We start from the raw sequence: 16,449 nt of genomic DNA, 5'->3' as shown, positions 1-16,449 counted from the left end.
TTACTGTATAACACTCTGCAAATATAAACAGCGATAGAAAATTATTCCAAAAACAGGCCGAAACATCGGACTGTGCCGCATCCTGCTGACCCCGCCTGGGGTTAAAAAAATTCCACTGTCATGGAATTTCAAGCTAACTTTTTTTTTATTTTCGTTTAAGAGTCATATGAAAAGCCGTCGGGAGAATACATTTCGCTTGTGCGGAGCTTAGTTAAACCTTATTATAAATTGTTATTTCGGGAGAAAGAGGATGCTGGTTATAACCCTAGCCGCGCAACACCTTTTCTGTTACGGAGCATGCATAGTATGTAGTTTTTGAGAAAATAGCTAATAACATTGACTTGCGAACCTTTTGCCCGGGCGGGGCCTACACCGCCCGCAGGAACTTTTTACAATTAACAATCTAAAGAAGACAAAATGAAAAGAACAAAACTGCTTTTCGTTGCCTCGTTTGCATTGGCGTCCTGGGCTACCAGTGCGCGGGCGCAGGAAACGGCGTCAGCAACGGCGACGGCAACCATTGTAACACCTATCAGTATTACCAAAGATGTGGACATGAATTTCGGTAACGTTGCTGTGCAATCTACGGCAGGCGGAACCGTTGTGCTAACACCAGCGGGCACACGTACTGCCACCGGAGGAGTTACATTACCCACTACTGCAGGAACTGTAACGGCCGCATCCTTTACGGTAAATGGTACTTCAGGTTACACCTATGCCATCAGTCTGCCTACTACGGCCCTGACAATCACCAGCGGATCCAACACGATGACCGTTACCAATTTTACCAGTGATCCCGCAGGTACGGGTACACTGACAGGCGGTACAGAAGTATTGAATGTGGGCGCAACATTGAATGTAAGCGCAGCACAGCCGGCAGGGACCTATGTGTCAGCCACTCCTTTTGATGTAACTGTAAACTACGACTGATTGTAAGTTCATTCAAGCCCTGGTTCCTCCCGGTATTCAGCCTTGCCGGGAGGAAGCCACCGGGCATTTCATTATCAATGCCTGCTTATGCGTTTATTCTACTGCCTGATATTCATTACTATCATATCTCCGCTTTGCACGTTCGCACAGGGCAACCTGTTGATCACGCCTATGAGGGTCGTATTTGAAGGACAAAAAAAGATACAGGAGCTTAATCTTGCAAATACCGGCCGTGACACGGCCCGCTATCTCATTTCATTCATAGAGATGCGTATGACCAGTACCGGTACCTTTGAAAAGGTGAGCGAGCCCGATTCAGGGCAGCTGTTTGCAAGCAAATTCCTGCGCCTGTTCCCGAGGAGTGTGACCCTCGCACCCGGAGAAGCACAACTGGTGAAAGTACAGCTTACGAGAACGGGACAACTGCAGGCGGGTGAATACCGCTCACATATTTACTTCAGGGCAGTGCCCGACACGAGGGTACAGGGAGAACAAATTCAACTGAAAGATACTTCCGGTATTTCCATCAAGCTGACACCGGTTTTTGGCATCAGCATTCCTGTCATCATCCGTACCGGCGCTCCTGCGGTTAATATCAGTCTGACCGATATTTCACTTGAAAACCAGGACAGCGTACATCCGCGCCTGAACATGGTGCTGCACCGCAGTGGCAACCATTCTGTATATGGCGATATCACCATTGACCACGTTTCTGAAAAAGGGAAGGTAATTACCATCGGTAATGTAAGAGGGCTTGCCGTTTACACACCGAATCAACTGAGACAATTCCACATGGACCTGGAGAAAAAACCAGGGGTTAACTATCACCACGGCAAATTAAGGATTACATATGCAACTGCATCTAAAGATGCTATGTCTGATCCGCTGGCACAGGCCGAGCTGCAATTGCACTGACAGACAGCTGTCAGCAACCCACTGTGCACAGGAAATAATATTTAAACAATGAGGACCGCCGGAAAACCTGTAACTGTTCGCTTAACGATACTTATCTTATTGTTTTCCCTGCCTGCCACTGTGTGGGCACAAACGAGCTGGAAGGGCACATACAGCACTTCCTGGAGGAATGCTGCCAACTGGACGGCCGGCATTCCTACGGCATCCGTTGATGCCATCATAGGCGATGCCGCCTTTACCGGGCCGTATCAGCCTACAATCGGGTCAACTGCCAGCTGCCGGTCGCTGACGCTGGTCACAAGCGCCAGGAACCCGGTGCTGACCATCACCAAAAGCCTCACAGTAGCCGGCACCCTGACCATCGGCAGCGGGTGCACCATCACGCACAGGGGCGTTACTCTTACTGTAAAAGGCGATTGGGTCAACAATGGCACCTATACCACTACCAGTACATCGTCCAGAACAAACCTGGCAGGCACCACCCAGTCAATCGGGGGAAGTGCCACCAGCACGTTCAGGCGCCTGACCATAGGTGCGGGCAGTACGGTGACGCAAAACGTCAATTTCGCCGTCAGCGGCACCTTTACCGTGAACGGTAATTTCATACCAGCAGAAAATACTACCCCCTACCTGGTGTCGGGAGCAGGCGCATTAACGGTGAGCGCCACCGGCGTACTATATGTCAATGCGTCCACATTCAATGCCAATTATGGCCTGAGCAGCATTACGCTTAGTGCAGGCAGTACAGTCAACTATAGTGCGACGCTCAGCAACCAGACGGTCCGCAATAACCTGACCTATTCGACACTCCGCATCAGCGGAGCGCTTGTAAAAACACTGGGCGGCAACCTGAACGCGCTGAATTCAACTACAAGCACAGCCGGCAGAATAGACGTTGTGGCCGGAACCCTGGACCTTTCCACTTTTACCGCCAACCGGGGCACCACTGTAGCCGGCGGGGCCATCACGGTGGCCAACAATGCCACGCTGAGGATAGGCGGAACGAATACGTTTCCTGTCAATTATGGCACCCACTCGCTTTCACTTACCAGCACCGTGGAATACTACGGGCTGGCACAAACGGTTACGCCGGAAACTTACGGTAATCTTACACTTTCCAGCTCCAGCGGGGCTGTTGTGAAAACACTGCCCTCCACGGCATTTACCATCGCGGGTAATTTTACCAGTACCGTAGGGGCGGGAACAGGCGTTACTTATACTGCAGCTTCCAATATCAGTGTTGATGGTAACGTCAACATTGGCGCATCCACTACATTCAACGGCGGTAGCTTCACGCATGAGATGGATGGTAACTGGATCAACAATGGCACCTTTACCGGCGCTACCAGCACGGTGAATTTCGGAGGTCCGGGGTCATCCATCAGCGGCACAGGCGCACATAATTTTAACAATATAAACTTCCTGGTAACCAACATCACCGCCGCCGCCAACAGTGCCATTACTGTAAGCGGCAACCTGGCTACTACCGGCGCCGGCACATTTACCCATAACGCCGGAGGTACGCTGACAATGACAGGAAGCACTAAAACCATTACAGGTGCGAACTTCACTTTCGATAACCTGACCATTTCCGGTACGGTGTCCAGCAGCAGCAGTATTATCGTAAACGGCAACCTGACGGTGAGCGGCAGCTTTACCGGCACCGGCGGAACGGTGACCATGCAGGGCGCGTCAAAAACGATATCGGGAGCAGGTACGATCAGCTTTGGAGGACTATTTATTCCTGGCACGGTCACAACAGCCAGTTCTTTTTTTGTGAACAATACGCTCGATGTGGATGGCTCTTTTTCGGCCAGTACGGGTACGGCTACCTTTACTGGTACCAGTACCCTCAATGGAACGGCCAACCTTTTCAATGTAGCCCTTAATGGCACCTCGCTGCAACTATCAACGAATGCCGTGCTGGGTATAGCAGGTACATTTACGGTCACCGCCGGCACGCTGAATGTGACCTCTACCATACCCAATACTGTCAATTTCAATGGTACTGCGGCGCAGAATATCAATGCCATTACCTACAATATCCTGTTGCTGTCCGGCGCCTCTACCAAGACAGCGGCCGGCGCCATCACAGCCAGTTATTTCACACTTTCTGCCGGCACTACATTTACAGCAGGCGCATTTAATCACCAGGTGCTGGTCGATTTCGTCAATAATGGCACTTTTAACGCCAATTCCGGCACTTTTACCTTTGCGGGCGACAATCCATCCAGCATTACCGGAACAAGCACTTTTAGCACCCTTACATTGAATAAAAGCGCTATGACGACCCAGGTCAACCTGGCAAGCGATATTACTGCATCTACCATCAATATGACCAGCGGTCTTCTGAATACCGGTACGAACACCGCCACCATCACCACTACCCGTACCGGCAATGGTGTTATTCTTGGCAATATCCGCAGGCAGCATACGTTCATTGCCGGTACCTCCTATGCGTTCGAAAGCCCCAATAATACACTAACCCCGGGTACAGGCGGCACCGGCGCCATCACTGTGTCTGTTGCCACGGGCGCTATCAGTGATTTTCCGCAGGGCAGCTCCATTAACCGGCAGTACACTATCAGTACCGCGCTGGCAACTGGTTCCTCTACGCTCAGGCTGCACTATGAAGACGCGGAACTGAACGGAAACAACGAGGCTACCATGACCTTGTGGTCCAATACCAGCGGCACATGGGGCTCTGCAGGTAAATCTGCCAACGACGCCACGGCCAACTATGTACAGCAATCCGGACTGACCAATGTGAACGGGCGCTGGACATTGTCAGACAATTCCAATGTGGTGCGCTGGAATGGCTCCGTAAGCAGCGACTGGTTCACTGCCGCTAACTGGACCACTGTTCAGGGCACGCCCTCCCTGCCTCCGGGCGTCAACGATATTGCCGAAATAGGCACTGCGGCCTTTACCAATCAACCGGTGATCAACAATGCCGCCTCGGTAAAAGCGATATCCTTCGGGAGTGTACAGGCAGCAGTGCTTACACTCAGCGCGGGCGGCAGCCTCAGTACACAGGGAAATATCAGGGGCACCTGGGCCGGCAATGCCACGCACACGATCAATGTAGCCGGCCAGACTTTAACGGTGAACGGCGATCTTGCGCTGAGCGACGGTACAGCGGGCCACGCCATTAACCTTAACGTAGGTGCAGGTACGGTAACAGTTGCAGGATCGGTTACCCAGTCGGGAGGCGCCAACGTGACCTTCAGCGGCGCAGGTACGCTCAATATCGGCAGCAATTACAATTATACGAATGGTACTTTCACACCCGGCACCAGCACGGTTACCTATAACGGTACCGGTACACAAACCGTAGGCGCACTCCCCTACTACCATCTACAGATCAACAAAGCAGGCGGAAGCGCCCAGATAACCGGCGCAACCACTGTGGGCGGCAACTTGAACATCTTACTCGGCACCCTGAACCTCAACGCCAACACCACTGTGACGGGCACTGTTAGCATACTGGCCGGCACGATCCTGAACAATGGCGGTATTATCTTAAGCGTGGGGGGGAACTGGAATAACAGCGGAACATTTACTTCCTCGGGGGGTACATTCCAGTTGAATGGCAGCGGTACACAAACAATATCATCGACAACGTTCAATAACCTTATTATCAATAAAGCCAGCGGCGCCGCCACACTTACGGGCAATTGCAACATTACCGGTAACCTGACGGTGAATGCCGGTACACTGGACGTTTCCACTTTCACCATCAACCGCTCGCCCGCAGGAGGTACCTTCACACTGGCGAATAGCAGTATCATGCAAACCGCGGGAGCCAATAATCTGCCTGCAGGATTTTCCACCTATACCATCAGCCCGACCACTACTACAATTTACAACGGAACAATAGCACAGACTATACTAGGCGTGCCTTATGGCAACCTGGTATTAAGCGGCAGCGGTACAAAAACGCTGGACGGTTCCTGCACGGTAAGCGGCGACCTTACCATCAATAGCGGCGCTACACTTAATGGCGCCAGCTATACTATTAACCTGTACGGCAACTGGATCAACAATGGCACCTTTACGCCAGCCAGCGGGACGGTAACGTTGAACGGCGCCGGTAAAACCATTAGCGGCAATACTACCTTTAACCGCCTTACCATTTACGGCAGTTATGCCGTGAATGGCAGTAATATAGCGTACAACGGCCTGCTGACCATTGCCACCGGCGGATCTTATGATGGCGGCAGCGGCACGGCTACCGTCAACGGAGACCTTACCAACAATGGTTCACTTGTCAGCAACGGCGTTACCATCTTTTCCGGTACCCAGCTGCAGACCATCCGTTTCGTCAATGCCATTACTTCCAATTCCAGTGGTGTCATTACCTTCAACGGAACGGTGCCCCCGGTACTGAATTCTACCAGTCAGCCGCAGTTCGCCACCCTGAACGTCAATAACACGGGAGGCATTAATCCCAGTGTCGGCTGGCGTGTGCTGGTGGCATTCAACATCGCCAGCGGCGCCGTCTTCAATGGCGGAATATCCACGCATACTGTCTCCGGGGCATTCACCAATAATGGCACCGTTACCAGCACCGGCAGGATAAACTTTACGCCCACCGCAGCGCAAACCATCAAACTTACCGGAACACAATTCAGCAGTACCGGTACCGTGATGTTCGGCGGCAGTGGTGCTATCACCGTAACCGGCACTCCAACAGCATTGAATAACGTTGTGATCAGTAATACCGCCGGTGTAACGCCCTCGTCCAACTGGTCCATGAACGGCAACTTTACGATATCCGGTGGCGCCGTTTTCAATGCAGGCTCCTACAGTTATACTGTGGCACAGGATATTGAGAGCAATGGTACGCTCAATGGCGGTACATCTACCTTCACCATGACATCCGCCGGCGGCCAGCTATCCGGAAGTACGGGTACTACCTTTTATGATTTTGCCATCACAGGTAACATTACCGCATTGTCGGATTTCCAGGTCAGCCACAACTTCACCAACAATGGTATTATCGATGCTACAACCGGGGCATTGACCATGACAGGATCAACACCGTCTGTCATCGCAGGATCTGCCACGCCATTTGATCTCTCTCAGGTAACTGTACAGAAAGACCCTTCAGCAGTTGTTTCTCTTGGCAAAACCCTTACCGCCGTTGATGATATCACCATCACCTCTGGTACACTGGATGCAGCGGGCTTTGACATCACCCCATCTGCAGCCAGTGCTCTTACCATTGAAAATAATGCAAGGCTCGTCATGAGAAGCACCTTCTCGCTGCCTGCCTTTGTAGACTACAGTCTCGACACACTAAGCACGGTTGAATACGGAGGCTCCACGCAAAACATTTCTGCCGCCACCAGTTACGGTAACCTCGTCATCTCTGCCGCAGGTACCAAAACGGCTTCCGCAGTGCTGAAAATATTAAATGACTTTACTCTGTCGAACGGCACATTTGTACAAGGTAGTTTTACAGATACTATCGGCGGCAACTGGACCATGACAGGTGGAACATATACCAATACAGGCGCCACAAGCTATTTCAACGGCACAGGTACACAGGTTATCTCCTCAACAGGCGCTTTTAACAACCTGACGGTCAACAAGACCAGCGGGATCATCTCACTGGCATCTAACATCACCGTGAACGGTGTGCTGAATTTCACCCTGAATAAGATCAGGACCGGCAGCACTTACGCGGTGATACTACCTGCAAGCGGCAGTATTACGGGGGCTTCGCAGGCTACCGGCTGGGTGTATGGCAGATTGCAGAAGGTCCTGCCAACGGGCAGCATCACGAGAACCTTTGAAACGGGCGACAGCCTCTATTACACACCGGCTACCATCGCAATACCCAGCGTTACTACCGCAGGTAACCTGCTGGTAGCTGTCTCTCCGGTGGATCATCCGAACATCAGCAGCTCTCCTTTGAATACCGCGAAGACGGTGAACCGCTACTGGTCATTTACCAACACCGGTACCGTGTTCACTACCGCTACGGCCACCCTCAACTGGAACAGTGCCGATGTAGACGCCGGCGCCAATACCGCCAATTTCCGGGTAGCCAGCTATAACGGCAGCACCTGGGCAACAACGACAAGCACAAATCCGCAGCCCACTTCTATACAGGCTACCGGGCTGACAAGTCTTACTGTTGCCTTAGCAGTGGGTGAAATGACCGGAGAAAACACCTGGACCGGTGCGGTGAGCGCCAACTGGTTTACCAGCGGCAACTGGTCGGCCAATGCAGTACCTGCCGGCACCACCAATATTACCGTTCCATCAGGTCTCAGCACATATCCTACTGTCAGTTCAGGTACTGCTACCGTGGCCAATGTCACACTGCAGACAGGTGCATCACTTACAGTCAGCACGGCTACCCTCCAGATATCCGGCACTATCACCAGCAGTGGAACTTTCACCGCTACCAATGGTACGATCGAAATGAACGGCAGTTCAGCACAGACCATTCCCGCGGGAACCTTCGCGGGTAATACTATCCTGAACCTTACTGTCAACAATACGTCAGGAGTTACACTCGGTGGAACATTGAACGTATCGGGCGTGGTGAAAGCAACGACCGGTCAGCTTCAGTCGGGCGGCTATCTGACCCTGCTGTCCACGGCAACAGCAACCGCCCTGATCGACGGCAGTGGCAGCGGCGCTGTACTAGGCAATGTAACCATACAACGCTACCGTCCTACCGGTTTCGGATATACTTATTTCAGCTCCCCATTCCAGTCTGCAACTGTCAGTGAGTTTGCTGACGACATCAATCTCAACGCCAGCTTCCCTACCTTCTACCGCTATGTAGAGAACAAGGCATCTTCCGGCTGGACGGCCTATACTGCAGCTTCCGGCGTACTCACACCCATGGTGGGTTATGCGGGCAACCTGGGCGCCAATAAAACTCCGGTAACAATCGATATGACGGGTGTAGTGAACAACGGTACAGTTACCGCCCCTGCACTTACCAACAACAACCAGCCTTATACACTGGGCTTTAACCTGGTAGGCAATCCTTATCCCTCACCGGTAGACTGGGACGCAGCAGGCGGATGGACAAGGACGAACGTTGATAATGCCATTTATTATTTTAACACCAGTACGACAGATCAGTATACAGGCACATACAGCTCGTATATCAATGGCATCTCCAGCGATGGCGTTGCCACCAATATCATTCCTGCCATGCAGGGCTTCTTCGTACATGTGAGCAATGGCAGCTTCCCCGTGTCGGGCACACTGGCTGTCAACAATACCGCGAGGGTCAATAACCTGGCGCCCAACTTCCACCGCGAAAGGCCTTTGACAGAGCCCTTATTACGCCTCAGCGCAGGCTTTACCGACGATGGGCAGCCAGGCGATCCGGCTGTGATCTACTTTGACAATCACGCAGTGCCGGACTTCGAACAGGAACTGGACGCATTGAAAATAATGAACACAGATCCTGCTGTGCCCAACCTGTACGTAATTGCAGGCAATGTCCGGCAATCCATCGCTGCCTGGCCCAATGATATAGACAGCAGCACCAGCATTCCTTTAGGGCTGAGCCTTGAACGGGAAGGATATATCAGCTTCACCATGCCTGTACGGGAGCGGATGCCGGCAGACAGGCATTTTTACCTGTATGATAAGGAAGCGGATATCACACATGACCTGCACAGTACAACACCTTACCGGCTGCTGTTGCGCAAAGGTTCCTACGATAACCGGTTCTTCCTGGTACTGAAGCCCGGTGCAGTTAATAATCCTTCAGGCAATAGTGCTGCATATTATCATGCATATAGTGCAGGTAACAATTTATACGGACAGTTCGACAAAGTACCGGGAGAAAAATGTGCCATCACTGTTTGCAATTTCTCAGGACAGGTACTGCTCCGCAAGGATTTTAGCGGCAACGGGCGTTACCTGCTGGGATCGAACTATAGTAGTGGTATTTACATCGTCACCTTCCATGCAAGCGGGCAACAGGTGTCTAAAAAAGTATTCATCGGAAATCAATAATTGTTCATGAGACTATTATTCCCATATTCAGTCCTTTTGCTGCTGTTGATGCAAATAGCGCCACCGCTGCTTGCACAGGAGCCGCCGCCGCGTCCCATATCCGTATATGTGAATCCTGCGCAGGGCCTGATATTCGGTGCTTTTTTCCAGGGCGTAAGCGGGGGTACTGTCACTATTTATCCCGACGGATCCAGGTCTGTTTCCGGCAGTATTGTACAGGCCAATCTCGGTTTTCCTTTTTCTCCTGCCATATTTGAAGTAGATGCCAATCCGGGCACCCTTATTTCCATCATGAACGGTCCCGATGCAATACTGACCGGCAGTAATGGCGGGACGCTGTCACTGCATATTGGTACATCAAGCACAGGTACACCCTTTATCACAACCGCTACCCCACCCGCCCGTACACTGGTACGCATTGGCGGTACATTAACGGTGGGTTCGCCGCCTGCCAACCCTGCAGGCAGCTACAGTGGAATATTTTCAGTCACGTTTATACAGGAATAGGGAATGACAGGCAACATCGTCCATATTACCACTCGTTTCCTGCATCATTGCAGGGTGATCTGCATGCTGCTGTTAGCGGCGATTGCCGCATTGCCTGCCCTTGCCACGGATATTGACAACGATGAAGACCCGAAGTTTGAAGAGACTTCCATCATGGTGGTATTACAGGGATTTGGCGGTGCAGAGATACCAGCGGTAGTGAAAGATGAAACAGCCTACCTGTCCATTACAGATATGTTCAATTTCCTCCGGATCAGGAATACGCCATCAGAAAACTATGATAGCATATCTGGTTTCTTCATCAGCCAGGACGCCGTTTTCCTGATCGACAAAAAACACAACCGCATCAGTTACCGGGATAAGGAGTTCCGCCTTGGGCCCGAAGAGCTGGTAAAACAGGAAACCGGCCTGTACCTGCGGACTGACGATTTCAATAAAGTATTTGGCCTGAATTGCCAGTTCAATTTCCGAAGCCTGTCAGTCAACGTTACATCGAAATTCGAGTTGCCTGCCATGCGGGAAATGCGTCAGCAGCTGATGTACAGTAACCTTAACAGGCTAAAGGGCAATATCAGGGCAGATACTACCATCCCGAGAAGTAAGCAACTATTTAAGTTCGGGATGGCCGACTGGTCTGTGGTATCTACCCAAAGACTACAGAATGTGAACGATACCTGGTTCAACCTGACGCTGGGTGGCACCTTTGCGGGCGGTGAAGCCACCGTCTCCCTCAACTATAATAACTATGCGCGGCAACAATTGCTGCCTGCACATCCTGATAGCAATATCATACGCCCCTTCGACCAGCGGCAACAATATTATCGCCTGCGCTTTGTGAACAACGAACGGCCCTGGCTGCGGCAGGTCATTGCAGGAAAGATCTTCACGCCAACCATCGCTTCGCTTTTTGCACCGGTGGTAGGCGTACAGGTAACCAATGCACCGACCACCTACAGGCGATCTTATGGGAGTTATACCCTGAGTAATTTCACGGACCCGGGCTGGACGGTAGAGCTTTATATCAATAATGCACTGGTTGATTACACAGTGGCGGATGCAGCAGGCTTCTATACATTCCAGGTACCCCTGGTATATGGTAATTCACAGATCAGGCTACGGTTCTATGGTCCATGGGGAGAAGAACGTTTCCAGGAAGAGAATATCAATATCCCTTTCAATTTCCTGCCTAAAAACGAATTTGAATATACGGCCAGTGCAGGTGTGGCAGAGGACACAACAAACAGTAAGCTAGGCCGCGTACAGCTCAATTATGGGCTGACACGCAACATTACCGTCGGAGCAGGTGTGGAATACCTATCTTCTATCCGAAAAGCCAATACGCTGCCATTTGTTACCACTTCCATGCGCATTGCCGCCAACCTGCTGTTCTCCGGCGAATATACACATGGTGTAAGAGCGAGGGGCATTCTGAGCTATCGCAGCAGGAATAACCTGCAGGCAGAATTGAACTATACGAAGTATAAAAAAGGGCAGACCGCTATTATTTACAACTGGCGGGAAGAGCGTAAAGCGATTGTATCAAAACCATTTTTTACCAAGAATTTCTCCCTGTTCACCCGCCTGACGCTTAACCAGATCGTGCTGCCGGTGTCCAGTTATACAACGACTGAATGGCTGTTATCCGGCGCTGTTTTTAACGTAGGTACTAACCTGTCCACTTACGCGATCTTCATGAAAGACGAATCTCCGTTCGTGTATAGCAACCTGGCGCTGACCTTCCGCATCCCGGGCAAGATCATGCTGACGCCGCAGGCGCAGTATGAATATAACAGTCACCGCTTTATGGCCATACGCTGTGAAGCAGGTAAATACCTCTTCCGGAACGGCTACCTGAATGTTTCTTACGAGAAGAATTATCGTAATGGCATCACTAACTATGGTATAGGCTTACGGTATGATTTCTCTTTCGCCCAGATCGGCTTCTCGCTGTGGCGGAACAACAACCTCACTACCCTGGTGGAATCAGCAAGGGGCAGCATCATTCATGACGGAAGATCCGGTTATACCGGCACCAATAGCCGCAGCAGTGTAGGTTCAGGAGGCGTCGTATTTGTGCCTTTCCTCGACCTTAATAACAATGAACGACAGGATGCCGGAGAACCAAGAGTAGAAGGCCTGCAGTTAAAGTACAATGGCGGCCGCATGATCAGAAGTCTGCGGGACACCAGTATCGCCATTCTCGACATGGAACCCTATGCAGCCTACCTGTTTGAACTGGAATCAAAGGGATTTGAGAATATTTCCTGGCAGATCAAAAAACCTGCTATAAAGGTGATCATAGAGCCCAACCAGTTACGGCGGATCGATGTGCCGGTATCGGTGGCGGGTGAAGTATCCGGTGTTGTTTATCTGAAGGAAGATACATTGCTGAAAGAGCAGGGCGGTATAAAGATCTGCATCTATAAATCAGACAGTACGCTTGTGAAATGCATCCTGACGGAATCTGACGGGTATTTCAATTACATGGGACTTCCCCCGGGTGATTATGTGATACAACCTGATGCTGCACAGCTGAAAAAATTAAGGATGAGCACTCAGCAACCGGCATACAATCTTCATATCAGCAGCAGGAAGGAAGGAGATGTAATTGATGATATTGAATTTATATTGGAGAAGAAATAAGTATTGAACTTCGGGCAGTGACGGTATACTGGTAAAATGTAAACGCTCCCCTTAAGCAGGAAGCCCTTCGTCAGTGAAGTTGATGAAAAAGTACGCGCTGACCAGGTCTGAATAAAAGATCTTCGCCAGTGCTGTGTATTGGAGAAAACATAAGCGCTGTCAGGGTCTATATGACAGCCTTCATTTGTGCAGCTGAAAAAAGTAAGATATATTAATCCATATGAAAGACCTTCAGCAGTGGCATTGTTACCGGGGAATGATCTTCATTCGTTTCCATGATATCGGCCATATAGTCCCACCAGCGTTGCACAATAGCCAGTTTCCCCAGATCCTGTGAGGACTGCCCGCCATCCTGTTGCTGCACGGCAAACAGGATATTTGTTTCTTCATCGAGGAAGATGGTATAATCGCTTACACCATGCTGCTTCAACAGTTGTTTGAGCTCCGGCCAGATGGCATCATGGCGCTTACGGTATTCTTCTTTGCAGCCTGGTTTCAGGCGCATCTTAAAGGCGATCTTCATAACGGGATGGGGGTTTAAGGTTAAGCAGGAGGCGTATACAGGAAGACTGTCAGGCTTTTAGCGCCGTGCGCCCCCAATACCAGCGATTGTTCTATATCCGCCGTTTTGGAAGGGCCGGCAATGAAAACGCCGAAACTACCACCCGGCCGCGCAATATGCTCCTCATAGGCATCATGCATGGTAGGCACGATATTCAATGAAGAAACGACAATAGCCAGGTGCTGGGTAATGAAAGGCAATACTCTTTCCTTTACTTCAATGTCTGTGATCCATATAGCGCCATTCTCTGCCACACCGAATTGCCCGGGAATGATAGCCAGGTCTACATCCTCAAGCTGGCGGCCATCACCGGCTTCCCATGCTGTTATTGCACCGGGCAGGTATCTGTCCTGCAGGGAGATGATCCTGCGTGCCCCGGAATGATGTTCCGCCACCAGGGGCGGTATTTCCGAATATGAACTGATTTCGAAAACCTGTCCGCCAAGTGCTTCCACTACTTTTCTGAAGGCGGCAGGATCGCCGGGCCCTGTGCGCCGGAAGGCGTTCAGATCAGGCAATGGCTGCTGCTCCGGTTGATTCTTTTTTATAGCGGCGAGAATACTTTCGCGGGACATATACGTTGATTTTGATATTGTTGAAACATCGTTGTTATTGCCGTCCCGGGCGTGCCGTTCCCGGGTTGTCATCCAGGCGTGCCGTCCCGGGTTGTCATCCCGGGCGTGCCGTCCCCGGGGTTGTCGTCCCGGGCTACAAACATACTACTCCTGACGGAGTTGACCGGAAGTTGTTGTTATTGCTTCCTGTTCTTCTTGTACCAGTCGGCAAATGATTCCCTGGGCGGTGCCGGCATTTCACGCTGTTTGAACCATGGGTTCAGACCATTGTTCACAACAGCCGGGAATGTTCTCATCACCCAACGTCCAACGCCTCCGGCAGTTTTATATAATCCGGGTTTGGACAATACGATATTCATGGCATGCATACCGGCGGCTTTCGTCTTTTTTGTATATCCTTCCTGTGTGATCACCTGCCGCCATTTATAGAGCTGCTGATGGATATCGATCTTCACCGGACATACATTGGAACAGGAACCGCACAAGGTAGATGCAAAGGGCAGGTCTGCATATTCCTTCATGTCCAGGTTTGGCGCCAATATAGCGCCAATCGGCCCCGCAATAGCGTTATGATAGCTATGTCCGCCGCTACGACGGTACACAGGACAGGTATTCATACAAGCCCCGCAACGGATACATTTCAGCGAGTTACGGAAATCCTCACGCCCCAGCTGACGACTACGGCCATTATCCACCAGCACAATGTGCAGCTGCTGTCCTGCTTTAGGTGCGCGGAAATGACTGCTGTAAGTGGTAATAGGCTGGCCGGTAGCGCTTCTGGCCAGTAAGCGAAGGAAAACACCGAGGTGTTTTCTTTGAGGAATGATCTTTTCGATACCCATACAGGCGATATGTACATCTGCCAGGTGAGCGCCCATATCGGCGTTGCCTTCATTGGTGCAAACCACCATCTCTCCTGTCTCAGCTACTGCGAAGTTCACACCTGTAATAGCTACCCGCGACTGGATGAATTCCGCCCGCAGGTGCTGACGCGCGGCGGCAGTCAGGAACTTGGGATCGGCATTCCCCGCAGGAGTGCCCAGGTGTTCATGAAACAGTTCGCCTATCTCCTCTTTCTTTTTATGGATACAGGGCAATACGATATGACTTGGCGGTTCTTTCGCCAATTGTACAATACGTTCACCCAGGTCCGTATCTATCACCTCAATACCGTGTTCAGCGAGATATGGATTCAAATGACATTCTTCGGTGAGCATGGACTTACTTTTCACCATGCGTTTCACACCCTGCTGCTGCAGGAGTTGCAGCACGATCTTATTATGCTCCGCCGCATCAGCAGCCCAGTGTACCACCGCACCATTGGCCTGTGCATTCTTTTCGAACTCCAGCAGGTAATCATGCAGGTTGCCCAGCACGTTGTGTTTAATGCGGGACGCCGCCTCTCTCAGCTCTTCCCATTCGGGAATACTCCAGGCCATTTTATCCCTCTTCTGACGTACCCACCAGAGTGTTTCATCATGCCAGTTCACACGGGGCTCATTGGCATTAAATTCATCCGCGAGCAGGGAATGTTCTTTATGTTGATGTTCCATACCTTTCAAAATTGGAAGCGGGATAAGGTTAAATAGCGTTCAGTATTTCCGCAATATGCAGCACTTTGACACTGCTTTTCTGGCGGCGTAAAATGCCTTCCAGGTGCATCAGGCAGCTGACGTCATTGCCGGTAATATATTCTGCACCGTTATTGACATGATCGGCAATACGGTCTTTACCCATCTTTACAGAAACTGCTTCTTCGAAAACACAGAAAGTTCCACCGAAGCCACAGCATTCATCTGTCCGTTTCAGCTCTACCAGTTCCAGTCCTTCCACCATCTGCAGCAGTTGCTGTGGTTTGGAGAAAGGAGCCGCCACCAGTTCGCTCATCTGGGCCAGGCCCAGGCCACGCTGCCCGTGGCAGCTCTGGTGTATACCGACCTTATGCGGGAATTTCGCTTTGAGGTGATCTACCTTCAACACATCTGTCAGGAATTCCGCCAACTCGTATATCCGCTGACGGATATGGGTCGCGGCCTGCTCTTTTCCATCCACATGCAGATGGTCTTTGATATGCAGTACGCAACTACCCGAAGGCGCTACGATGTAGTCAAAATCCTCAAAATGGTTTACGAAAAGTTCATTGCAACCGTGGGTCAGGTGTTCAAATCCGGAGTTGGCCATGGGTTGTCCGCAACAGGTTTGTCCCTGTGGATATACCACATCACAACCCAGTTTCTCCAGTAGTGATAAGGTGGCAACGCCTACCTGCGGATAAAACTGGTCTATGTAACAGGGTATGAAGAGTCCTACTTTCATTTT

At 51.0% G+C, this 16,449-nt stretch carries 9 protein-coding genes; 5 read left to right on the top strand and 4 right to left on the bottom strand.

Features of this window, described 5'->3' with window-relative positions; all coding sequences use genetic code 11:
- Window positions 1-417 precede the first annotated feature (417 nt).
- The 5 genes from MYF79_RS15410 (at window position 418) to MYF79_RS15390 (ending at window position 12,993) form a co-directional block, all read left to right on the top strand.
- Window positions 418-930, top strand: coding sequence for a DUF4402 domain-containing protein (locus tag MYF79_RS15410; protein ID WP_247814859.1), 513 nt, complete (start codon window positions 418-420; stop codon window positions 928-930).
- 87 nt (window positions 931-1,017) lie between these two features.
- Window positions 1,018-1,845, top strand: a complete 828-nt coding sequence (locus MYF79_RS15405) for a molecular chaperone (protein WP_247814858.1) — start codon at window positions 1,018-1,020, stop codon at window positions 1,843-1,845.
- A 48-nt stretch (window positions 1,846-1,893) separates the two neighbouring features.
- Window positions 1,894-9,843, top strand: a complete 7,950-nt coding sequence (locus tag MYF79_RS15400; RefSeq protein ID WP_247814857.1) for a hypothetical protein — start codon at window positions 1,894-1,896, stop codon at window positions 9,841-9,843.
- 6 nt (window positions 9,844-9,849) lie between these two features.
- Window positions 9,850-10,350: a DUF4402 domain-containing protein gene (locus tag MYF79_RS15395; protein ID WP_247814856.1), complete on the top strand. Its 501-nt coding sequence runs from the start codon at window positions 9,850-9,852 to the stop codon at window positions 10,348-10,350.
- A gap of 3 nt (window positions 10,351-10,353) precedes the next feature.
- Entirely contained in the window at window positions 10,354-12,993 is a 2,640-nt protein-coding gene (locus tag MYF79_RS15390; RefSeq protein ID WP_247814855.1) for a hypothetical protein, read from the top strand.
- 211 nt (window positions 12,994-13,204) lie between these two features.
- On the opposite strand, the gene rhaM is transcribed toward MYF79_RS15390, so the two are convergent.
- From rhaM to MYF79_RS15370, 4 genes are all read right to left on the bottom strand, one after another.
- Window positions 13,205-13,516, bottom strand: coding sequence for an L-rhamnose mutarotase (rhaM, locus tag MYF79_RS15385; RefSeq protein ID WP_247814854.1), 312 nt, complete (start codon window positions 13,514-13,516; stop codon window positions 13,205-13,207).
- A 20-nt stretch (window positions 13,517-13,536) separates the two neighbouring features.
- On the bottom strand, window positions 13,537-14,130 hold the full coding sequence (locus tag MYF79_RS15380; RefSeq protein ID WP_247814853.1) for a lactate utilization protein C: 594 nt from the start codon (window positions 14,128-14,130) through the stop codon (window positions 13,537-13,539).
- 176 nt (window positions 14,131-14,306) lie between these two features.
- A complete protein-coding gene (locus MYF79_RS15375; protein WP_247814852.1) occupies window positions 14,307-15,683 on the bottom strand; it encodes a lactate utilization protein B in 1,377 nt (458 codons plus the stop codon).
- Between the two features lie 28 nt (window positions 15,684-15,711).
- Window positions 15,712-16,446 (bottom strand): (Fe-S)-binding protein, encoded by a 735-nt coding sequence (locus tag MYF79_RS15370; protein ID WP_247814851.1) that lies wholly within the window; start codon window positions 16,444-16,446, stop codon window positions 15,712-15,714.
- Between the last annotated feature and the right edge of the window lie 3 nt (window positions 16,447-16,449).

Origin of the sequence: Chitinophaga filiformis (assembly GCF_023100805.1) — a bacterium.
Classification (GTDB): domain Bacteria; phylum Bacteroidota; class Bacteroidia; order Chitinophagales; family Chitinophagaceae; genus Chitinophaga; species Chitinophaga filiformis_B.
This window is presented reverse-complemented; position numbering and strand designations above follow the sequence as displayed.

What these genes read in the sequence shown, in the direction of transcription:
- MYF79_RS15400 (WP_247814857.1), top strand. Translation starts at nt 1,894, where the DNA reads ATGAGGACCGCCGGAAAACCTGTAACTGTTCGCTTAACGATACTTATC.
- MYF79_RS15370 (WP_247814851.1), bottom strand. Translation starts at nt 16,446, where the DNA reads ATGAAAGTAGGACTCTTCATACCCTGTTACATAGACCAGTTTTATCCG.
- MYF79_RS15395 (WP_247814856.1), top strand. Translation starts at nt 9,850, where the DNA reads ATGAGACTATTATTCCCATATTCAGTCCTTTTGCTGCTGTTGATGCAA.
- MYF79_RS15405 (WP_247814858.1), top strand. Translation starts at nt 1,018, where the DNA reads ATGCGTTTATTCTACTGCCTGATATTCATTACTATCATATCTCCGCTT.
- MYF79_RS15390 (WP_247814855.1), top strand. Translation starts at nt 10,354, where the DNA reads ATGACAGGCAACATCGTCCATATTACCACTCGTTTCCTGCATCATTGC.
- rhaM (WP_247814854.1), bottom strand. Translation starts at nt 13,516, where the DNA reads ATGAAGATCGCCTTTAAGATGCGCCTGAAACCAGGCTGCAAAGAAGAA.
- MYF79_RS15375 (WP_247814852.1), bottom strand. Translation starts at nt 15,683, where the DNA reads ATGGAACATCAACATAAAGAACATTCCCTGCTCGCGGATGAATTTAAT.
- MYF79_RS15380 (WP_247814853.1), bottom strand. Translation starts at nt 14,130, where the DNA reads ATGTCCCGCGAAAGTATTCTCGCCGCTATAAAAAAGAATCAACCGGAG.
- MYF79_RS15410 (WP_247814859.1), top strand. Translation starts at nt 418, where the DNA reads ATGAAAAGAACAAAACTGCTTTTCGTTGCCTCGTTTGCATTGGCGTCC.